Below are 20,488 nucleotides of genomic sequence, written 5' to 3' on the forward strand. Positions count from 1 at the left end.
ATGGTGGAAAGCGGTGACGTCCACCCGTTGTCGTCGGCGCAGGAACAGCTGTGGTTCATCGATCAGCTGCGTTCCGGCGCGGCCATCGAGCATCTGCTGTCCGCGACCCTGCGGTTGCGTGGTGACCTCGACGTCGAGGCCCTGACCGCGGCGTTAGCGGAGATCGCGGCCCGGCATGCGGTATTACGGTCCCGGTTCGACACGGTGAACGGTACCGCGGTGCAGATCGTCACGGATCCGGCGCCGGTCGAACCGTCCAGTGTGGACCTCGCGGGGCTGCCGCCCGCTGAACGGGAAGCGAGTCTGCGTGAGATCCGGCTGCGCGATCTACGCACCCCGATCGACCTGCGCACGGAACCGCCGTGGCGAGTCACGCTGGTCCGGCTGGCCGACGACGAGACGGTCCTGCTGATCGCCGTGCACCACATCGCCTTCGACGGCTTGTCCTGGAGCGTGCTCGCGAGGGAGCTCGACGCGTTCTACGGACAGGCGAAGCTGCCGGAGCCGGGTCTTCAGCACCATGAGGCCATGCGCCGCCACGAGCGGAAGGCCACCGACGGCGGGCTCTCGTACTGGGCGGACCGGCTCGCCGGACTCGTCCCGCTCGAACTGCCCGCCGATCGGCCCCGCCCGGCCCGGTGGGCGGCCGACGGCGACTGTGTCGACTTCATCGTGCCGTCGGCCCTGGCCGCGAAGTTACGAGAGCTCGGACGCACCCACCGCGCGACGCCGTTCATGGTGTACCTGGCCGCGTACCAGCTCCTGCTCGCCCGTTATTCGGGCCAGGACGACATCGCCGTCGGCGTCTCGGTCTCCACCAGGCGTCCGGACGAGCTGTCCCTGATCGGGATGTTCCTCAACACGCTGGTGCTGCGTGGTGATCTGTCCGGTGAACCGTCCTTCGTGGAGCTTCTGGGGCAGGCGAGGAAGACCGCCCTCGAGGCGTACGCGCACCAGGACGTGCCGTTCGATCAGGTCATCGCCCGGCTGGAGCCGGACCGGGACCCGTCCCGGAACCCGGTCTTCCAGGCCGGTATGGCTTGGTACGACGCCCGTCGCCGGCCCTACCGGCTGCCCGGTCTCGACGTCTCGTTGTGCCCGCCGCTGTGGGCGGCGTCGGCCTTCGACCTGTCGTTGCACCTGGCACAGTTCGCCGACGGCTCGGTACAGGGCCAGCTCATCCATCCGACGAGCCTGTTCGACCGCGCCAGGATCGACCGGATGGCCGCCAACTACCTGCGGCTGCTCGAAGAGATCACCGCCGCCCCGGAGGGCCCGGCACCTCTGCTCGAAGTGGTCGCCGAATCCGAACAGCACCGGTTGCGATCCTTCGGCACGGCCACGATCGAGCCGGCCGGACAGTCCTTGCCGGAGCTGTTCTTCGACCGGGCGGCACGATCTCCATGGTCCGTGGCCCTCCTGTCCGATGTGGACGAATTGAGCTACGGCGAACTCGCCGCGCGCGTCGACGCCCTGGCCGGCTACCTGCGACAGCACGGCGTCGGCACGGAGACCCCCGTCGGCGTCGCGCTGGACCGCGGGACCGACCTGGTCATCGCGTTGCTGGCGATCCTCACCGCGGGCGGCACCTATGTCCCGCTGCCGCCGGACCATCCGGCCGAACGTCTTCGCCAGGTCGTCGCCGACACCGGCGCCACGCTGGTGCTGTCGCACTCCACCGTGGACGTCCGCCTGCCGGACGCCCTCACCCGGCTCGATCTGGACGGGCATCGGGACACCATCGCCCGTCACACTCTCGCCGAGCGCCCGGCGATCCACGGCGCGCAGATCGCCTACGTCGTGCACACCTCGGGTTCGACAGGCGCCCCCAAGGGTGTCGCCGTCACACACGGCGGCATCCGCAACCGGGTCCTGTGGTCGGTCCGCACCCAGCTCACCGCCGCGGACCGTGTCCTGCAGAAGACCACGACCGGGTTCGACGCCTCGCTGTGGGAGCTGCTGACCCCGTTCGCCGCCGGTGCCACGCTGGTCCTGGCGCCGCCCGGCGCCCACCGCGATCCCGCCGCGATGGCCGGGGCGATCGTCCGGCACGGTGCCACGGTCCTGCAACTCGTCCCCTCGGTCCTGCGCCTGCTGCTCGACGAGCCCGGTTTCGCCGAGTGCGCGTCGCTGCGCCTGATCTGCTCGGCGGGTGAGGCACTGCCGGCGTCGCTGTGCCGTCGCCTGACCGCACTGCTCGACGTGGAGGTGGAAAACACCTACGGCCCGACGGAATGCGCCATCGACGTGACCGCGTGGCGGTACCGGCGTGGCGACGAGGACGGCACCGTTCCCATCGGCACGCCCTTGCCGGGGACCCGGGTCTTCGTCGTGGACGCCTCGGACCGGCTCGTGCCGATCGGGGTGCCGGGCGAGCTGTGCGTCAGCGGCGCCGGTCTCGCCCGCGGCTACGCCGATCGTCCACACCAGACCGCCCGGCAGTTCACCCCGCATCCCTATCCCTCGGTTCCCGGCGAACGCTGGTACCGCACCGGCGATCTGGTTCGCTGGCGGCACGACGGAGTGCTGGAGTTCGTCGGCCGCGTCGACGATCAGGTCAAGATCAACGGTGTGCGGATCGAGCCCGCCGAGATCGAGGCCGCGCTGTGCGCGCATCCGGGTGTCGCGGCGGCCGCCGTCGTCCCCCACCGGACTCCGGCCGGGGACACCACTCTCGTCACCTACGCGGTTCCCGCCGACGGAACCCTGCCCGCCGACCTTCACGAACACCTGGCCGCGCGGTTGCCGTCGCCCATGATCCCGCCGGCCGTCCACGCCCTCGACGCGCTCCCGCTGGGCCCCAACGGCAAACTCGACCGCGCCGCGCTGCCCGCGCCGGACAGCGCCCCCGAGTCCACTTCGGACGAACGCACTGCTCCGAACACACCGACCGAAGAGTTCGTCGCCGCCGCCATGGCCGAACTGCTCGGGGTCGACCACGTCGGCGTCCGCGCCGACTTCTTCGCCCTCGGCGGCCACTCGCTGCTCGCGATCCGGCTCGTGCTGAAACTCCGGCGTGAGTTCGGCGGTGAGCTGACGGTCGGCGAGTTGTTCGACGACCGGACCGTCGAACAACTCGCCGCCCGGCTCGACGCGAGCACCACCGGCGCCGCCTTCTCGGCGATACGACCGGTCCCGCGTGACCGGAGCCTGCCGTTGTCGTTCGCCCAGCAGCGGATGTGGTTCCTCGACCAGCTCGACCCGGGCAGCGTCGAATACCTCATCCCGTTGGCCCTGCGGCTTTCCGGCCCGCTTTCCGTCGAGACGTTCCAGCGCGCGCTGGACCGGCTCGCCGCCCGGCACGAGGTGCTGCGCACCCGTTACGTCGACCAGGGCGGCGAACCCGTGCAGATCGTCGACCCGCCGGGACCGGTCGCGTTCCGTCTCGTGGACCTGACCGGTGAGCCCGCGGCGGCACACGAGCTGCTGGGCCAGGTGTCGGGCCGTCCGTTCGACCTCGAGTGCGAGCACCCGCTGCGCGTCACCGTGATCCGGGTGGCCGAGGACGAGCATCTGGTCGCGCTGACCCTGCACCACATCGCCTTCGACGCCTGGTCGATGGCCATCCTGTTCCGGGACCTGAACGAGCCCCACGTCCAGGCGCTGCCCGTCCAGTACGCGGACTTCGCCGCCTGGCAGCGATCCGAACGGTCCCTTGAGGACATGGCAGGGCAGCTCCGGTACTGGCGGGGCAGGCTCGCCGGGCTCACCCCGGTCGAGCTGACCACCGACCGGCCGCGCCCGGCGCGGCGTGACCCGCGCGGGGACACCGTTTCGGTCACCGTCCCGGTGCCGATCGCCCGTGCGGTGACAGAGCTGGCCGCCCGGCAGGGCGCGACACCGTTCATGACGATGCTCGCCGCGTTCCACGTGCTGCTCGGGCGCTACACCGGACGCACCGACGTCTCGGTGGGCACGCCGGTGGCGGGCCGGACCCGGCAAGAGACCGAAGAACTGCTGGGTCTCTTCACCAACACCTTGGTCCTGCGGGCCGACCTGTCGGGCTCGCAGACCTTCACCGAGCTGCTCGACCAGGTGCGGCGCGGCTGCACCGAAGCGTTCGCCCATCAGGACCTGCCGTTCGAGCATCTCGTCGACGCGTTGCAGCCGGACCGGGACCTGTCCCGCAACCCGCTGTTCCAGATCATGTTCGAGCTGGAGAATCTGGAGAACAGGCCGGACACCCTGTGCGGCACCGCCGTCCAGCCGATCCCGGCGGGCGCCTCGGTCGCCAAGTTCGACCTCACCGTGTCCGTCCAGCAACGCGACGGCGGCGAGCTGCGTTGTGTCTTCGAGTACGCGACCAGCCTGTTCGACCGCGCGACCATCGAGCGGATGGCGGGGCACTACCTGCATCTGCTGGCGGGCATCGGCGCCGCTCCGGATCGGCAGCCGGCCGAGTTGGACGTCCTAGGCGACGACGAACGCCGACGCCTGCTGCACGACTGGTCCGACCCGGATCGCGAGCGACTGTCCACACTGGACCCGGCCGGCGAACATCCGTTGTGCGTACCCGAACTGGTCGAGCGACAGGCAGCACGCCGTCCCGAAGCCGTGGCCGTGGTCTGCGGCGGACAGCAGCTGACCTACGCCGAGCTGAACGCACGCGCCAACCGATTCGCGCGGCTGCTGCGGTCACGCGGGGCAGGGCCGGAGACCGTCGTCGGGGTCTGCCTGGAGCGTTCACTCGACGCGGTGGTGGTCCTGCTGGGCGTGCTCAAATCGGGCGGCGTGTACGCCCCGTTCGACCCGAGACACCCCGCGGAACGGCTGGACTTCATGCTCACCGACGCCGGCGCGCGGCTCGTGGTGACCACCCGCGAGTTCGCCGGGCGTTTCGGCGACCGCGAGGAGGTGGCCGTCGACGGCGTCGAGTGGTCCGACGGTGACGCCACGGACCTGGACTCCCGGCCGGATCCGCGCACGCTGGCGTACCTCATCTACACCTCCGGCTCGACCGGGCGCCCCAAGGGCGTCATGACCGAGCACCGGTCCTACGCCCACCACTGCCGCGTGATCGCGGACGCCTACACCATCGGCTCCGACGATCGGGTGGTCCTGTTGTCCGCGCTCACGTTCGACGTGTCCATGGACCAGATCGGCGCGACCCTGCTCGCCGGCGCGACGATCGTGGTGAGCGACCCGATGTTCTGGACCCCGGCCGAACTGCCCGCCAGGCTGGCCGAGCACGGGGTGACGATCATCGACACGACGCCCGCCTACTACCGCGAGGCGATGCGCTACGGCCCGGATTTGCTGGCAGGCCTGCGCTTGATGAACGTCGGCGCCGACGTGGTCACGGTGGACGACGCGCGGATGTGGGCGGAGTCCGGCCTGCCGGGACGGTTCCTGTGCAGCTACGGGCCGACGGAGGCGACCATCTGCTCGGTGCTGCACCCGGCGACCGACGGCGACCTCGACGGTCAGCCCGCGGGCGCCGCGATGCCACTCGGCCGGACGGTCGCGGGCACCCGCGCCTACGTCGTGGACGCCGATCTCCGCCTGGTTCCCACCGGGGTACCCGGCGAGCTGTGCCTCGGCGGGGTACGGCTGGCCCGCGGCTACCACAACGACGCCGTCCGCACCGCCGAGCGGTTCGTCCCGGATCCGTTCGGCCCGCCGGGAGCGCGGCTCTACCGCACGGGTGACCTGGTGCGACACCGTCCGGACGGGACGATCGAGTTCCTCGGGCGCATCGACCACCAGGTCAAGATCCGTGGCCTGCGCATCGAACTCGGGGAGGTCGAGGCGGCCCTGCTGCGGCACCCGGACGTGGACGCGGCCGTGGTGGTCACCGCGGCGGACCCGGCGGGCGACCCGCTGCTGGCCGCCTACGTGGTCGGTGAGCCGGGCGCGGACGAGTTGCGCGAACACCTGCGCGCGCTGCTGCCGGAGTACATGGTCCCGGCACGCTGGGCGAAACTCCCCGCCCTGCCGCTGACGGCGAGCGGGAAGGCCGACCGGAAGGCCTTGCCCGCGGCGGAGCTGACCGCGTCCGGTACCGGCCCGGCCGAGGCGCCCCGGGGCCCGGCCGAGCAGCTCATCACCGACATCTGGCGCGAGGTGCTCGGGGTGGACCGGATCGGGGTGACGGACGACTTCTTCGCGCTGGGCGGGCATTCGCTGCTGGCCACTCGCGTTCTCGCCCAGCTGCGGAGCGCGTTCGCCGTGGAGCTTCCGCTGCGCCGCCTGTTCGAAGCCACCACGGTCGCCGAGCTGGCCCGAGCGGTGACCCAGGCGCTCGAGGACGAGATCGCCGGACTCTCCGACGCCGAGGTGGCGCAACTGCTGGCCGGCGAGCCGACATGAGCTTCGTCGACGACCTCTTCGCACATCCTGCCGGGGCGCCCGCGATCCGCACCCCGGACGGTCACCTGAGCTACGGGGAGCTGACCGACCGGATCCAGCGGCTCGCCCGGATCCTGGCAGGCCACGGGCTGGAGCCCGAACGGGTCTGCGCCATCGCCGTCGACCGCGGCGTGGACGCCGTGATCGCGATGGCCGCCGCGGCTCGGGCGGGTGGTGCGTTCCTCGCCCTCGACCCCGACCTCCCGCACGCTCGGCTCGAAGCCATGTGCCGAACCGGCGGCGCGCGGATGCTGGTGACGACGACAGTGCTCGCCGAACGGCTCTCGCTGCCCGTGACGGGCCCGGTCGTGCTGATCGACCAGCCCCCACCGCCCGCCGTGGCGACGCGTTCGCCCGAGGTCACGCCGCGCACGCTCGCCTACGTCAGCCACACGTCGGGTTCGACCGGCGCGCCGAATGCCGTGCTGATCGAACACGGCGGTCTGCGGTCCTATCTGCGCGCGATCGGCACGGACAACGGGCTGGGGCCGGGAACGGTCGCCCTGCAGGTGGCCCCGGTCGGCTACGACGCGTCGATCCGCGACGTGTTCGCGCCGCTCGTCGCCGGTGGCTGCGTGGTGCTGGTCCCCCGCGCCAGGCTGCTGCGCCCGGCCGAGTTCGCCGACACCGTGCGCGCTTTCGGCGTCACCACGCTGCTCAGCGTGACCCCGACCTTCCTCGGCTTCCTGACCGGACACGAGGCCGCCGCGGCGGCGTTGCGGACGGTCGGGCTGGTCGTCTCGAGCGGGGAGTCGCTGTTGCCGTTCCTGGCCTCCGGCGGCAGGCACCTGCTGCCGGGCGGGCTGGTCAACCAGTACGGCCCGACCGAGTGCACCATGACCTCGACCCGGTACCCCGTACCGCGCGACCCGGCGACGACGGCCGACGTGATCGGCACGCCGATCGACGGCGTGTCGGTGTGGCTGCTCGGTCCGGATCACCGGCCGGTGCCCGACGGGGCCACCGGCGAGATCCACATCGGCGGAGTCGGCGTCGCACGCGGCTACGGCGGACGACCCGCCCTGACCGCCGAACGGTTCGTCCCGGATCCGTTCGGCCCGCCGGGAGCGCGGCTCTACCGCACGGGTGACCTGGCCCGGCGACGCTCCGACGGCACCCTGGTGTACCTGGGCCGGATGGACCGCCAGCTCAAAATCCGCGGCCATCGGGTGGATCCCGCCGAGATCGAAGGCGCGCTGCTGGCCCATCCGGCCGTGACCGGCGCGGTCCTGACGGCGGACAAGGACGAACGAGGCCGGGTCTCCCTCAACGCGCATGTCGTGGGCGAACTGGCCGACGTCCCGGACACCGCGCTGCGCGCCCACCTGGCCGAGACCCTGCCGCCGCACATGATGCCGCGCCGATTCGTCCGCATCACCCGCGTACCCACCACCCACAGCGGCAAGATCGACCGAGCCGCACTGACCCGGACCGACGAGAACGGATCACGATGACCACGACCCGCGACCTGCCCGAGCTGATCGTGTCGCTGTACCGCGATTCCCTCGGCGACGACACCTTGGACGCCGACAGCGACTTCTTCGAGTCCAATGGGGACTCGCTGGCCGCCTTCCAGATCACCGCGGGCCTGCAGGACGCCCTCGGTATCGAGGTTTCGGTCGCCCTCGTCTTCGCTTACCCGTCCCCGGCGGACCTGGCGGCCGTCCTCGCCTCGGACCGGCAAGATCTTCCGTGAACACCCGGCCGAGTGCCTCGGTGATGTCGCCATCCAGGGTGATGGGCCATTGCGGTTGAGCCTGCCGTCGGCGTGGAGGCCCCAGGATCGACCGCTCCCACTCCGGCGGCCGGCGAACCCGCCGGAACGCTGCCGCCCCGTCAACCGCGGCCGTCTCCTGTACTACCGCTCCCTCGCTCATGCCGTGGCGATGCCCCGACTTCGCAGGACCAACCTCGAAAACGCCGAACCGGGCACCAACAGCGCGCTGCGGACGGTGCAGAAGGACGCGCTGAATGGATCAGCCGTTATCGGGTGTTCTGCTCTCTTCGAGTGGTTGTGATTTTCCGGTACTGCGGGTGGTGATCACCGGACGCTAGCGTCGGGCTCGTCTGGCGGCGGTCCGCCGTCTGGGGAGAGCCTTCGGGCTTCGAGGGGAGATTCAACTCATCATGCAACGAAGATTCTCGCGGCCTTTGCTGAGGATCCGGCTCGTCGCCGCGCTCACCGCGGCCGGGCTGATCGCCACCACGGGTACCGCGCACGCCGACACCAGCGCCGACCGGAAGGTCGTGCAGGAGGCGCTGGACCAGATCATCGCGAGCGGCGGATCGCTCGGCGCGCAGGCCAGGGTGACCGACGGCCCCCAGCGCTTCACCGCCCGCTCCGGCAAGGCGGAACTGGGTTCGAATCGCCCGGTGCCGGAGAACGGCCGGTTCCGCGTCGGCAGCATCACCAAGACGTTCGTGTCGACGGTGCTGTTGCAGCTCTCTGGGGAAGGCAAGGTCGACCTGGACGCGCAGGTCGTCCGCTACCTGCCCGGTCTGATCGACGGCCGCATCACGGTACGCCAGGTCCTGCAGCACACCAGCGGCCTCTACAACTACACCAACGCGTTGCCGCTCGACCCGGACGAGTTCGAGCGGATCCGCTACAAGCACTGGACGCCCCAGGAGTTGCTCAAGGTCTCCACCGACAAGCCGCTCGACTTCGACCCCGGCACCCGGTGGAACTACTCCAACACCAACTACGTGGTCGCGGGTCTCCTGGTGGAGAAGCTGACCGGCAGGCCGTACGGGAAGGCGGTCGAGCAGCGGATCCTGAAGCCGTTGCACCTGGACGGCACCGAGGTCCCCGGCGACGACGTCGACATCAGGGGCCCGCACGCCCACGGCTACGTGGGCGTGGCGGGCAAGCCTAACGACATCACCCGCATCAACCCGTCGGTCGCCTGGGCCGCCGGCGAGATCATCTCCACGACCCGTGACCTCGACACGTTCGGCGTGGCGCTGGCGAGCGGCCGGCTGCTCGAACCCGCGCAACAGCAGGAGATCGCCAAGACCACCGCGGTCAGCCCCGAATACGGCCTGGGCCTGCAGGTGCAGACCCTGCCGTGCGGCACCGAGGTGTGGGGCCACGGCGGCGGCATCCCCGGCTACTCCTCACAGCTGCTGACCACGCCTGACACCAAGAAGCGGCTGGAGCTCTCGGTCACGAGCGCGCCGACCGGAGGCGACCCCAACGAGGCGTTCCGCAAGCTGCTCACCGAAGTCTTCTGCTGACGTCAGCCGGCCGGAGGGGTGCCCGTGATGTCCGTGTTCCGAGATCACGGGCACCTTTCACGAACTTCGCTGGAGTACTGGCGCTCGAAGCGGTTCTTTGGCCTCGGTGGCGTAGTGGGCGGTGACGATCGCGCCTGACATGGCCAGGATCAGGCCCGCGACGGTGAAGGCGGTGAAGCCATCGCGGACACGGTCGTCGAGGAAGACCAGGCCGATGACCGAGGACAACGCCGTGTTCGTGGTGAACATGATCGAGTTGACCGCCGTCGCGCCGCCCTTCTGCAGAGCCAGGGCGAACGCCACCGCCGAGGCCAGGCCGTTGAGGATCATCGCCCACACGGCTGGTTCCACCAGCATCACCCAGCCCGATGACGGGACGTTCAGGGTGCGCGCCGACACACCGACCATGCTGAAACCGACTCCCGTCGCGAAGCCGAGCACTTGGGCTGTCCAGGGGCGGTCGAACCGCCTGAAGTACCACGCGATCGCCCCCACCACCAGCGCCATCGCGGGCAGGACCCAACGCCAGGCCGCCGGGAGCACTTTGGCCGGCCCCGGCTGCGCCGACAAGCCCAGCAAGACCAGACCTACCGCCCCGACCGCCAGCGCGACCCAGCCCGGCTTCGCGAGGCGAGTGCCCATGAACGCGGAGATCGCGGCTGTCACGCCGACGCTGAACGCCAGCACCGACTGGACGAGGAACAGCGGCAGTCGATGCAACGCGGCCGCCGCGCAGGCGAAGCCGACCAGGTCGACGCCGATGCCCAGGAAGTAGATCCATTGGCGCCGCAGGTGCACCAGGTCCAGTGCGCTGCCGCCGTAAGCGCCCGCACGGCGGACGCCGATCGACTCCAGCACCGAGCCGCTACCCGAGGCCAGCGCCGCCAGCAGCGCGAGGACATATCCGACGATCATCCCCGCAGTCTGTCAGCCGCACCCAAGCGCACAGATCGGCACTCGACCTGGCCGCACCGCCGGCGATCTTTCTCACGACCACGGTGCTCGGCATCCTCGCCGGCGCGACGGCCAGGACACTGCAAGCGCCCACCGTCGTCGTCACATCCCCGGGCTGACCGGCGCCGTGCTACCGGGACCCGCGATGTACTTGAGCCTGTCAGAGGTCTTCGCTCAAGTCCCCGGCTCCTGGACCGCCGTGGCCGAAGCGATCGTTTCCACCGCGGCCATCGGCGTCGTACTCGGCCTGCGACTCGTAGTACTACGCCGCACCGAAAGCCGTGCTCCCGAGCTGGAGCACGTCGCGACCAGGGAGCGGTCTTAGGAGACCAGGCTCTTCTCCTCGCTGCGAGCACGGTGATCGTGCAGACGGGCCGGTGTCGTCGCCAATGCCCCAGCGGGCGAATGACGCCACCGGCCGCACGCGCGTCACCTCGTCGCGATGGCCCCAGGTACGACCAGCCCCGTCTCGTAGGCCATCACGACGGCCTGTGCCCGGCTGCTCAGGTCGAGTTTCGTCATCACCCGGCTCAGATGCGTCTTCACTGTGCCCTCGGTGATGGTGAGCAGCCGGGCGATCTCCCCGTTCGTGACGCCGGTCCCGACCAGCCGGAGGATCTCGCATTCGCGATCGGTGAGCATGCCGAGCCGGGCCCGAGGCGGGCCGGAACCGCGTATCGGCGTCCGGTGCCGGACGAACGTCTCGATCAGCCGCCGGGTGACGACCGGGGCAAAGAGCAGATCCCCGGCGACGTCGGCGAGGATCCGGCGGGTGGCGGCGATCCCGCTCAGCCCCGGCATCCGGACGTCCATCAGGACGACGTCAGGGCTGCCGGCCGCGCACGCGGTGATGGCTGCGGTATGAGTTTCGTTCACGCGTCAGGAAAGCGGGAGGGTCAGCTCCACGGCGCCCCCCCCCGTCGGGTCGCGGCCCCGCGGTGAGTGTTCCACCGTACACACCACCAACGCCATCGAATCCATCAACTTCCAACTCAGCAAAATCACCAACAATCGCGGCCACTTGCCCGACAAAGACCCCGCCATGAACCTCCTCTACCTCGGACTTCGCAACATCACCACACAACGATGAGGCGAATCCGACACCGGAACACGGGGCCGGAAAATAGCAGTCAACACACTCGACCAACCACTCCCCGGACGACTCACCAACTGAAAAACTCACCCACGTAAGCCCATCTCCGGCTTACACGAGAATCGTGACAGGCCCACAGGACCTTCGGTCTACCGAGGCCACGAAAATGGCCTCTTGTGTCAAGTCTGCGCTCCGGAACAGCCTGGTGTAGCTCGTCAAAGAATTTTGACAGCAACAGGTTGAATGTCCAGCAGGGGGTTTCAACCAACGCCACACTCGATAAGGAGATGTTGTTCAATCCGCACGCGGAACATGTAGCACGAATCTGCAAAATTCACCCGAAATGCGACAGCGATCGAATATCGGAGACATTAAGTCATGATCATGAAATCTATCGGATCACCGGTCATCGCCGCACTCGTCTCCGTGGGACTTATGACGTCCCCGGCCTCGGCGGCCAGCCCTCTAGGCTCGCTCAGCCTCACGATCACCCTCGCGGACACTGGAACCGTGGTGGCTCACGCGACGCTGACCTGCGAGCCGACCGGTGGTACACATCCGCATGCGCAGGCAGCCTGCGATGATCTGATCCCCGCCAAAGGCCGGATCGAAGACATTCCGCCCCAAAAGGACGTGGTTTGCTGCCAGGTGTACCAGCCCGTGGACGCGACGGCCATCGGAACCTGGGCGGGCGTTCACCGCTATTACCAGCAGAAATTTACTAACTGGTGTTTTGCCATTGCAAGGACCGGCGGGCACGTGTTCGACATCTGACCTGGCCCCGATACATGCCTGGCAGCAGCGACAGCTACCAGGCCGTGTCACCCACTGGAGCTCGTTGCGATGACTGACGACCACGTCAAGTGAACCGCCCCTGAGAGTGGCCTATCGGCTGGACCGCTAAGCGGGACCGGGCACTGGTTCGCCGACGTGGTCTGGGAGATCGGGCCGCCCAGCCGACAACTGCACACGCCGGGTGGGTTCTACCTGCTGTTACCGGAACTGACCGCGCGATCGCGCGCCTCCAGCGGCTCGGCCTCGGCGTGGTCGGCGTGGTTCAACGGCAGCGCGCGCGACGCCTTCGCCTGTGGCGGCACGCCGCCCCGTTCGCCACCCCCCTCTCGCGCGGGTCGGCGCTGGGCCGGTGGGCCCGGCGACACGGCCTGACCGAGAGCGGTGCACCGGTGCAGCTGACGTTGAACCGGCTCAAGACCACGGTGGAGCGGCGCGCGACCCGCGCGCCAGCGAGTCATGGACGGCAACGGCGGACCGCTGCCCGGCCGGCTCCTTCACCTCAGAACCATATCCCGACGCTAAGCACGTCGATGATCGCTCTGCGACACGATTCCCTGTGGGACCGCTGACCTTCTCAGCGCGTGATGGCTCCTTCCCACTGTTCCCTCGTGAGAAGGGGCCATCACGCGCCAGCGCCCGGATAGCTGTCCCGAACGGCGAAGGTCACTTCGCCCACCAGTGCACGAGCAGCGTCCAGCGCGTTGTGGAGCGTGTCGATGTCGCATTCCGTTCCGCGATGCCGAAGTTCGATCAGGGAAACGGCGCAGGTGAGCGCGCTGTCGACCGCGGCCATCAGCGGATCACCGGACACCCTCAGCACTCCCCGGGCTCGCTCGACCGCGTCGACGGCACGCCCCACTTCGCTGCCGGTCTCGACGAGCGTCTCCCGTCGCCGAACCGATTCCTCTTGTCGTACGAACACACCGTCACACTCCTACCAAGGCCATGACTCCGAGTCCCAGCAAGATCACACCCACCACCGAATCCAATGTTCGCTTGACCCGCGGCCGGTTCAGGAACGGGTGGAGACTTCCGGCAGCGAACGCGAACCCGAACAACCACAGGGCGCTCACCGTGACGTAGATGGCGAAAAGCACGAGTTCTGGGCCCAGTGCCGACGCGGCCGAGCCCGGAAGGAACTGCGGAAGAATCGACAGATAGAACAGGCCGATCTTCGGGTTCAGACAATTCATGAGCAGCCCGCGCAGGAAGAAACCCGAGTTCCCGCGATCTTCGCGGCGCGGAGCCGGATGCGCCGCCGACACCGCGGAACGCAAGGCCGTGATCCCGAGCCAGACCAGGTAGACCGCGCCGACCACGGTGACGATCCGAAAAGCCACGCTGCCGTTGGCCAGCAGCGCCGACAGCCCCAGAACCGACGCGACACCCCAGAGAACGATGCCGAGCAGGACCCCGCCGGCGGTGCGCACCGCCGCCGGGCGTCCGGCGGCGGCACTCGTCTGGAGCAGCAGAGCCTGATCCGGCCCCGGAACGATGACGATGACCGCGGCCGCCGCCGTGAAAGTGAGCAGAGTGAAGATCGTCAAGCGGTCCCCCCGCATTGTTCATCCGAAAACGTTCACCGGGAGTCGCGGTAGATCCATTCCAGGATCGCCACCGCGCTGCCGTACTTCATCCGCGCCTGTTCCCAGGCGATCGATCGTTCTCCGTCGAGTACCGATCCCTTGACCTCGTCACCGCGGTGCGCGGGCAGGTCGTGCATGAACACCGCGTTCGGCCACCGGGACATGACTTCGTCGTCCACGTGGAACGGTCGGAAATCCTCTCGCCAGTCCGCGCTCGGCTTCGCCGTGCCCGTGGTCTGCCATCGAGTCGTGTAGACGACGTCGGCCGCGATTTCGGCCGTGTCGAGGTCGTGGATCTCGACGAAGCGGGAACCCCTCGCCGCACCCTCTTCCTGTAGCGAGCCGAGCAGTGCGGCATCGAGTCCGTACCCCTTCGGCGTGGCGAAAACCACTGTGACACCACGATACGTGCTGAGGATCTTTCCCAGCGCCACAGCCGTGTTGTTCCCTTCGCCGACGTACAGCACCGACAAGCCGTCCACCTGGCCGAAGTGCCGAAGCATCGCCGCCGCGTCGCAGACGCCCTGGGTCGGGTGTTCCTGCGCGGCCATCGCGTTCACCACAGGCAATCCGCCGTTGTGGGCCACCAGGCGCATGTCCTCGAGCGGGCCCGCGGTGCGCATCACCAGTCCGTCGAGCATCGCGCCGAACATCCGGCCGGTGTCGTGCAGCGACTCTCCGGTGTTGAGCTGAAGATCGCCGGGGCCGTACGGGATGACCGAGGCTCCGAGCCGCAATGCCGCCGAGGTGAACGCGGTCCGCGTGCGGGTGGAGGTCTTGGCGAAGTAGATGCCGAGCACCTTCCCGGACAGCCGCTGTTCCAGTCGCCCGGGTCGGGCGAGCACGTCGACCGACAGCTCGACGATCGCGTGCAGTTCTCCGGTGTCGAAGTCATCGAGAGAGAGAAAACCGACCATTCTGTGCACCCCCGTCAGATCAGAACCAGCGAATTGTCCACGACTCGCGACGAGCACACTTCCGGGAATTCCATTTCCGACCTGGCTGTCAGTTCCTTCGCGCGGCGCCAGCCGGGTGAATAGATCGTGTCCTCGTAACGGTCGCCGCCGTCGGGACAGACGACGACCACGTGTTCGGCACCGAGCCCTTCGCCGACCCACCGCAAAGCACCGGCCACGGCGGCGCCCGAGCTCCCGCCCACACGGACACCCAGCTCACTCGCGACCCAGTCGCAAGCGGCCACCGCCTCGGCCGCGGTCACCTTCACGTTCAGGCAATCCTGCCCGGAGACGAAGGACGAGGTCCGGCTCGCACCGATCCCGTTCAGGCTCCGAGTGGCAGGCAGGCCACCGAGCGCCACCGATCCCACTTCGTCCACCGCGATGCAACGCCAGGACAGGCTGTTGCGCTCGACGTAGTCCGTGAACCCGCGAACGGTGCCCCCGGTCGACACACCGAGGAAGACGTCGAGTTCCCCGTGCGGGACAGCGGAGGCGATCTCCGGCGCGGTCCCCTCGGAATGCGCGCGGGGATTGGCCGGGTTCTCGTACTGGTTCGGCCACACGAGCAGGTCTCCGCCCGCCAGCCGGTCGCGGATGTAGGCCATCCTGGAAAGCAGGTACCCGCCCGTCTCGTCGGGGATCGTCACTTCCACGATCTTCGCGTCCGCGCTCCGCATCTGCCGCACGAGCTTGCGCGACGTCCGAGGGTCGACGACGGCGGTGAACTCCACCCCGCAGATCTGGGAGTACCTGGCCAGCGCGACACCGAGGTTTCCGGACGTCGACTCGATTATCCCGCCGCAGAGCACTCCCGACTCGAAGATCGAGGCGAGCAGGGAGTACGCCACTCTGTCCTTGATGGACCCGAACGGGTTCTCCTGCTCCAGCTTCAACCAGAGATTCGTCGTTCTGCCGCGATACCTCGTCACGGCGTGCAGCATCGGGGTTCTCCCCGGCACCGGGCCGTGCAGTTCACTGGGCAACGTCTTCCCCTCCCCCTTGTACCAGGTCACTGGTCACGTCCGGTTCGACCGATCTCCATTGCTGATGCTCCTGGCCCAGATATGGCTGCCGTCGCAGAACGGCTTCTGCAGTGAACGTCCGCAACGACACAGTGCGATGGTCTTCCGCTGCGGATCTATCGGTTCGTCGGTCTGGCTGCGCAGGTCGTAGTCGCCGCGGATGATGACCGGCCCGTCCTCGCACACCACGACCGTGGCCGGAGCGGGCTTCTGCACCCGTTGCCCGGTATCTGCTTCCTGGGTGTCCATCAGCCCGCCGCCACTGACGTCGCGCCGCGGAGAGAGGATTCACCGCGTTCCCAGGACGACAGCATGTACTCGTTGGCTCGCGCACCCAGTTCGGCCGTCACGAGTGCACCGAAGACCATATCGGACAACTCACCCGGGTGGTCCCGCACGAACTTGCCGCACATGTCGTAGGCGGCGAGCTGTTCGTGGACGGCATCGGCGACGATGTGCTCCTGGAAGAACAACCACGAGTCGTCCGACCCGTTCAACCGCTGCAGCCCGTTCCGGAAATTGCGATTCACGAAGTGCGAGCCGATTTCCGTCATCGCAAGGTTCCCGAGCAACGCGGCCCGGTGACGACCGTAGGTCCCGAAATAGGATATCACGTTCACGTTCGCCAGCGAACAAGCCGGGACGTCCTCGAAATACGAGCCGAATTCAGTGAGCATTCCGAGCTCGGCGAGGGTCAGCTCGAACAGCTGCGAATGCAGCCGGCCCGGAATTCCGCCGCCGTACTCGTCGGCCTGGATCTCCACCAGCGCCGGTTTGCCGCCGCCGCGCACCCGCGGGATGACGAGGCTGTGGTGGTCCGCTTCCATGAGGCTGTAGACGGAGCGGTGCATGAGGAACTCGTGGAACTGCTCCATCGTGGCATCCTGTTTGAGGTACCGCGAAAGAGACCGCCCCGGGCTCGGCTTCCCGAGTTCCATCAGGAACCCGGGAAGCTCCTCCACGTCCACCGCCGGGAGCCGGCCGGCGGCTTCGCGGAGCTCGCTCTCGAAGCGGGCTTCGAGGCGCTTCCGCAACTCGATCAGCGAGGTTTCCCACTCCCACTGTTGCGCCGCTTCGCCGAAGAGACAGTACTGGGGTCCGTAACACAAGAACAAACTCAGCTGGAGGTCCTCATCGGAGATGGCTTCCACCTCGGTCGCCGAAATGGCACCCAGGACGGATTCGTCACCGGCCTCCGGAGGACGCTGGAAGACACGGACAAGGATTTCGCTCACCGGCCCGCGATGATTGGGCAACCGCACCTGAACTCCCTGAATGGATGACGGTGGAACTTCCGGGTCAAACGAGCTCCAGCGCCTGCCCGATGTCCGCGCTGTTCGCCTGGCGCAGAACCGCGCCGAACAGCGCCACATCGAGAATGCCGAGCCCGAAAGGGTTCACGACGACGTACCCGGTGTCCGGTCGCTGCGCGATCGTCTCGCCGGCGAGCAGCTCGCCGATCGTCGCGGTGATCGAGGGCTGCCCCTCCTGCTCCTTCGCGGCGATTCGCCCCTCGTTGACCAGACGCCCCAACGGCCGTCGGGGATTCTCGACGATCAGCTGAACGTCGTCGACGAAGAGGGCGGAGGCGTTGACCAGGACCTCGTCGGTCAGGTCGCCGAGCGAGACATTGACCAGGAGCGAACCCGGCCGCACCCAGTCCGGCTGGACGTACCCTTCGGCGACGGTGGTCAGGAACAAGGTCGTTTCCGCTTCGTCCATCGCCTCGACCGGTGTGGCCGCGACGGAGAAGGAGATGCCCGGGTGCCGTGAGGCGAGTTCACCCGCGAGATTTTCGGCCACCGGCCGTCGCACGTCGCACAGGGTGATCCGGCTCAGCTCCGGGCATCTCGTGAGGAGCAGGGCGAGATGCACTCGCGCCTGAGTCCCGCAGCCGACGACCGCCAGCGAGCGGACAGCCTGGTACCCGGCGGTTTCGACGGCGATCGCGGTCACGGCGGCCGTCCGCACGGCGCTGAGCACGCCGACCTCCATCACCGCGATCACCCGCGCTGTCCGCGGGTCGAAACAGAGCCCCAGGCCGCCGGCCCTTTCCAGGCCGAACTCCGGATTCGACACACTGGCGTTGATGATCTTCATGCCATAGGCGCCCTCGGCCCCTTCTTCGAGGATGGCACCAGGCATGCCGATCGAGCGGCTGTAGGCGCCGTGCTGATTGGTCCAGGACAGGTACGCCTCGCTCGGCAGGATCGTCCGGCCGAGGTGATGACTCACGAGCGCGTCCCGGACCGCGGCCACGACGTCCACCCTCGCCAGGCAGTCCAGGACATCGGCCCGGCTGAGGAACCGCACCGATTCCGGAACCGGCCTCGCGAGCACGTCGGCGAGCCACAGGTTCTCCATCGTTCCTCCCGTCGGTCTGGTCACGAGTTCCCCAGCTCCCGGTACCACTGGGCAAGACTCAAAGCGGTCTCCAGCGGGTTGCGCCGAAGCTGGGTGTCGAAGTAGCCGTCCGGCCTGTTCAGCAACTCGCGGAGCGCGCCCGCGTCGACGATGTCCAGCGCGGGAGACCGGTTCTCCGCGAGAAGGGTGCCGACCCGCCGACGCAGATCCTGTTCGTACCGGGTGTCTGCGGTGGTGGGATACGGGCTCTTTTTCCGGTTCAGGACCGAATCGGGCAGCAGGCCCGCCGACGCGCCGCGGAGCACGCTCTTCTCCCTGCCGTCGTGGGTCTTGATCTTCCACGGGATGTTGTGCACGTACTCGACCAGCCGGTGATCACAGAACGGCACCCGCACTTCGAGACCGGCGGCCATGCTGAGCCGGTCCTTGCGGTCCAGCAGGACCGGCAGCCAGCGCGTGAGGTGCAGCTGACTGAACTCGCGCATCCGCCGATCCTGCGCGTCTTCTCCCGGCAGGTACTCGACTTCGCCGATCGCCTGCCGGTAGCGGTCGGCCCGGTACTCCCCGAACCGCGTGTGCTCACGGAAATCGGCGGTCAGCATCCGCTCTGGGACGAACTGCATGGTGCTGAGCCAGGGAAAGTCCTCCGTGGCGACGACTCCCGGATCGTGGAACCAGTTGTAGCCGCCGAAAACCTCGTCCGCGGATTCGCCGGACAACGCGACGGTCGACTGCTCACGGATGGCCGAGAAGAGCAAGTACAGCGAGGTGTCGACATCGCCGAAGGTGAGCGGAAGGTCGTGCGCGCCGAGTACGGCGTCGCGGTTCCCGTCCTCGGTGAGGGCGTCGTCCGGCAGTTCGATGGTCCGGTGGGCCGTACCGAGGTGGTCGACGACCTGGAGGGCGTACGGATTGTCCCGTTCGGGCCGGAACTCACTGGCGCGGAAGTGATCGGCGCTGCCGACGAAATCGACGGAGAACGACCGCACCGGGCCTTCCCCCGACCTGTCGAGCACGTCGGTGGCGATGGCGGTCAGCGCACTCGAGTCCAGGCCGCCGGAGAGCAGGGTACAGAGCGGCACGTCGGTGATCAGCTGCCGTCGGACGGTGTCGAAGAGCAGCTCGCGGACGTGGGCGACCGTGTCCGCGATGTCGTCCTCGTGCGGAGCGGTCGGCAAACTCCAGTAGCGGGACAGCCGGCTGCCCTTGTCATCGACGGTGAGGACGTGCCCCGGCGGCACCTCGTACAGGTCGCGGAACGGCGTCACGCCGGGAGTCTTCACGAGCCCCAGCAGATCGGCGAGCCCCTGATGGTCGACTCGGGCGGTGAATTCCGGGTGGGCCAGCACCGCTTTCGGCTCGGATGCGAACAGCACCGCGTCGCCGGATCGGGCGTAGTAAAGGGGTTTGATGCCCAGCCGGTCGCGGACCAGGAGCAGCCTCCGCACGCGCGGGTCCCACAGGGCGAACGCGAACATCCCGCTGAGCCGTTCGACGAAGCCCTCGCCCCACTCGAGATAGGCGTTGAGCACCACTTCGGTGTCGCCGTGGGTCCGGAAGACGTGCCCGCGCGAGGCGAGTTCCGCCCTCAGCTCACGGAAGTTGTAGACCTCCCCGCTGTAGCAGAGCACGGCGTGCGGCTGCTCGGACGAGCCCGCGATCATCGGCTGTACGCCCCGGCGCACGTCGAGAACGGCCAGTCTGCGGTGACCGAGTCCCACGTGCCTGTCCGCCCACAACCCTTCGTCGTCCGGACCGCGACGGACAAGCGTACGGGTCATGCGTTCGAGATCCGCTTCTTTCCACTCGGTGGGACGGCTGAGGTCGATCCAGCCGGTGATTCCACACATGACACTCCCTGTCTTAGAGGCATGCCGGGGCTGCTTGATTGGCTCGTACGCTGCGACGAGTCGTTCACCCGCGCGACACGTGTTATTGGCTCGGCGCGACCGGGCGGACTAAAGAGGGTGTTTCACCGACCATGACGGCGATATAGTGCGGACGCACGCCAACGGCTGCCGGTAATTCATCTGGCGAGGACGGTACTCAGCGCCCAACAGGGCTCGTACCGCCACCAGAGTGACGTCGGCTGTGATTGAGACAAAGGTCGTTGCCGCACCGATCAACTTG

General features: G+C 68.4%; 16 protein-coding genes and 1 pseudogene. 7 read left to right on the plus strand and 10 right to left on the minus strand.

Annotated elements, in window-relative coordinates; genetic code table 11:
• From H074_RS33220 to H074_RS33235, 4 genes are all read left to right on the plus strand, one after another.
• Complete coding sequence (locus H074_RS33220) at window positions 1-6,309, plus strand: non-ribosomal peptide synthetase (RefSeq protein ID WP_007034476.1); 6,309 nt, start codon at window positions 1-3, stop codon at window positions 6,307-6,309.
• Window positions 6,306-7,802 (plus strand): amino acid adenylation domain-containing protein, encoded by a 1,497-nt coding sequence (locus H074_RS33225; protein WP_007034477.1) that lies wholly within the window; start codon window positions 6,306-6,308, stop codon window positions 7,800-7,802. The genes H074_RS33220 and H074_RS33225 overlap by 4 nt, the downstream gene beginning before the upstream one ends.
• Window positions 7,799-8,044 carry a phosphopantetheine-binding protein gene (locus H074_RS33230; protein WP_007034478.1) on the plus strand — a complete coding sequence of 82 codons (246 nt, stop codon included), beginning with the start codon at window positions 7,799-7,801 and terminating at the stop codon, window positions 8,042-8,044. The genes H074_RS33225 and H074_RS33230 overlap by 4 nt, the downstream gene beginning before the upstream one ends.
• Before the next feature lie 431 nt (window positions 8,045-8,475).
• Entirely contained in the window at window positions 8,476-9,585 is a 1,110-nt protein-coding gene (locus H074_RS33235) for a serine hydrolase domain-containing protein (protein WP_051072057.1), read from the plus strand.
• Between the two features lie 57 nt (window positions 9,586-9,642).
• Here the strand turns inward: H074_RS33235 and H074_RS33240 are convergent, their stop codons facing one another.
• Window positions 9,643-10,500 carry a hypothetical protein gene (locus tag H074_RS33240; protein WP_007034480.1) on the minus strand — a complete coding sequence of 286 codons (858 nt, stop codon included), beginning with the start codon at window positions 10,498-10,500 and terminating at the stop codon, window positions 9,643-9,645.
• 184 nt (window positions 10,501-10,684) lie between these two features.
• Between H074_RS33240 and H074_RS33245 the strand changes: the two genes are divergently transcribed.
• Window positions 10,685-10,864 (plus strand): hypothetical protein, encoded by a 180-nt coding sequence (locus H074_RS33245; RefSeq protein WP_039923933.1) that lies wholly within the window; start codon window positions 10,685-10,687, stop codon window positions 10,862-10,864.
• Window positions 10,865-10,968: 104 nt separating this feature from the next.
• On the opposite strand, the gene H074_RS33250 is transcribed toward H074_RS33245, so the two are convergent.
• Window positions 10,969-11,415: a response regulator transcription factor gene (locus H074_RS33250; RefSeq protein ID WP_235096939.1), complete on the minus strand. Its 447-nt coding sequence runs from the start codon at window positions 11,413-11,415 to the stop codon at window positions 10,969-10,971.
• A gap of 76 nt (window positions 11,416-11,491) precedes the next feature.
• On the opposite strand from H074_RS33250, the pseudogene H074_RS42400 reads away from it, so the two are divergent.
• Both H074_RS42400 and H074_RS38850 read left to right on the plus strand, forming a co-directional pair.
• A pseudogene (locus tag H074_RS42400) lies at window positions 11,492-11,713 on the plus strand (IS256 family transposase); the annotation flags it as partial.
• A 297-nt stretch (window positions 11,714-12,010) separates the two neighbouring features.
• Window positions 12,011-12,406 (plus strand): SSI family serine proteinase inhibitor, encoded by a 396-nt coding sequence (locus tag H074_RS38850; protein ID WP_007034482.1) that lies wholly within the window; start codon window positions 12,011-12,013, stop codon window positions 12,404-12,406.
• 643 nt (window positions 12,407-13,049) lie between these two features.
• Here H074_RS38850 and H074_RS33260 read toward each other — a convergent pair.
• The 8 genes from H074_RS33260 to asnB are packed head-to-tail and all read right to left on the minus strand — an operon-like array spanning window position 13,050 to window position 20,208.
• Entirely contained in the window at window positions 13,050-13,349 is a 300-nt protein-coding gene (locus H074_RS33260) for a hypothetical protein (RefSeq protein ID WP_007034483.1), read from the minus strand.
• A gap of 4 nt (window positions 13,350-13,353) precedes the next feature.
• Window positions 13,354-13,974 (minus strand): LysE family translocator, encoded by a 621-nt coding sequence (locus H074_RS33265; protein ID WP_039923989.1) that lies wholly within the window; start codon window positions 13,972-13,974, stop codon window positions 13,354-13,356.
• Between the two features lie 32 nt (window positions 13,975-14,006).
• Entirely contained in the window at window positions 14,007-14,930 is a 924-nt protein-coding gene (locus tag H074_RS33270; protein ID WP_007034485.1) for an ornithine carbamoyltransferase, read from the minus strand.
• A 14-nt stretch (window positions 14,931-14,944) separates the two neighbouring features.
• Entirely contained in the window at window positions 14,945-15,985 is a 1,041-nt protein-coding gene (locus H074_RS33275; protein WP_152521536.1) for a pyridoxal-phosphate dependent enzyme, read from the minus strand.
• A gap of 3 nt (window positions 15,986-15,988) precedes the next feature.
• Window positions 15,989-16,243 (minus strand): CDGSH iron-sulfur domain-containing protein, encoded by a 255-nt coding sequence (locus H074_RS33280; RefSeq protein WP_051072058.1) that lies wholly within the window; start codon window positions 16,241-16,243, stop codon window positions 15,989-15,991.
• Window positions 16,243-17,256 (minus strand): iron-containing redox enzyme family protein, encoded by a 1,014-nt coding sequence (locus H074_RS33285; RefSeq protein WP_007034488.1) that lies wholly within the window; start codon window positions 17,254-17,256, stop codon window positions 16,243-16,245. Before H074_RS33285 ends, H074_RS33280 begins: the two co-directional genes overlap by 1 nt.
• 37 nt (window positions 17,257-17,293) lie before the next feature.
• Window positions 17,294-18,358, minus strand: a complete 1,065-nt coding sequence (locus tag H074_RS33290; RefSeq protein WP_007034489.1) for an ornithine cyclodeaminase family protein — start codon at window positions 18,356-18,358, stop codon at window positions 17,294-17,296.
• Between the two features lie 20 nt (window positions 18,359-18,378).
• Entirely contained in the window at window positions 18,379-20,208 is a 1,830-nt protein-coding gene (asnB, locus tag H074_RS33295) for an asparagine synthase (glutamine-hydrolyzing) (RefSeq protein ID WP_007034490.1), read from the minus strand.
• Window positions 20,209-20,488: the final 280 nt, after the last annotated feature.

Source organism: Amycolatopsis decaplanina DSM 44594 (genome assembly GCF_000342005.1).
In the GTDB taxonomy this organism is placed as follows: domain Bacteria; phylum Actinomycetota; class Actinomycetes; order Mycobacteriales; family Pseudonocardiaceae; genus Amycolatopsis; species Amycolatopsis decaplanina.

Bases quoted from the DNA above. Each gene is read 5' to 3' on its own strand.
- H074_RS33270 (WP_007034485.1), bottom strand. From the start codon at position 14,930: ATGGTCGGTTTTCTCTCTCTCGATGACTTCGACACCGGAGAACTGCAC.
- H074_RS33240 (WP_007034480.1), bottom strand. From the start codon at position 10,500: ATGATCGTCGGATATGTCCTCGCGCTGCTGGCGGCGCTGGCCTCGGGT.
- H074_RS33245 (WP_039923933.1), top strand. From the start codon at position 10,685: ATGTACTTGAGCCTGTCAGAGGTCTTCGCTCAAGTCCCCGGCTCCTGG.
- H074_RS33280 (WP_051072058.1), bottom strand. From the start codon at position 16,243: ATGGACACCCAGGAAGCAGATACCGGGCAACGGGTGCAGAAGCCCGCT.
- H074_RS33290 (WP_007034489.1), bottom strand. From the start codon at position 18,358: ATGGAGAACCTGTGGCTCGCCGACGTGCTCGCGAGGCCGGTTCCGGAA.
- asnB (WP_007034490.1), bottom strand. From the start codon at position 20,208: ATGTGTGGAATCACCGGCTGGATCGACCTCAGCCGTCCCACCGAGTGG.
- H074_RS38850 (WP_007034482.1), top strand. From the start codon at position 12,011: ATGATCATGAAATCTATCGGATCACCGGTCATCGCCGCACTCGTCTCC.
- H074_RS33220 (WP_007034476.1), top strand. From the start codon at position 1: ATGGTGGAAAGCGGTGACGTCCACCCGTTGTCGTCGGCGCAGGAACAG.
- H074_RS33230 (WP_007034478.1), top strand. From the start codon at position 7,799: ATGACCACGACCCGCGACCTGCCCGAGCTGATCGTGTCGCTGTACCGC.
- H074_RS33235 (WP_051072057.1), top strand. From the start codon at position 8,476: ATGCAACGAAGATTCTCGCGGCCTTTGCTGAGGATCCGGCTCGTCGCC.
- H074_RS33225 (WP_007034477.1), top strand. From the start codon at position 6,306: ATGAGCTTCGTCGACGACCTCTTCGCACATCCTGCCGGGGCGCCCGCG.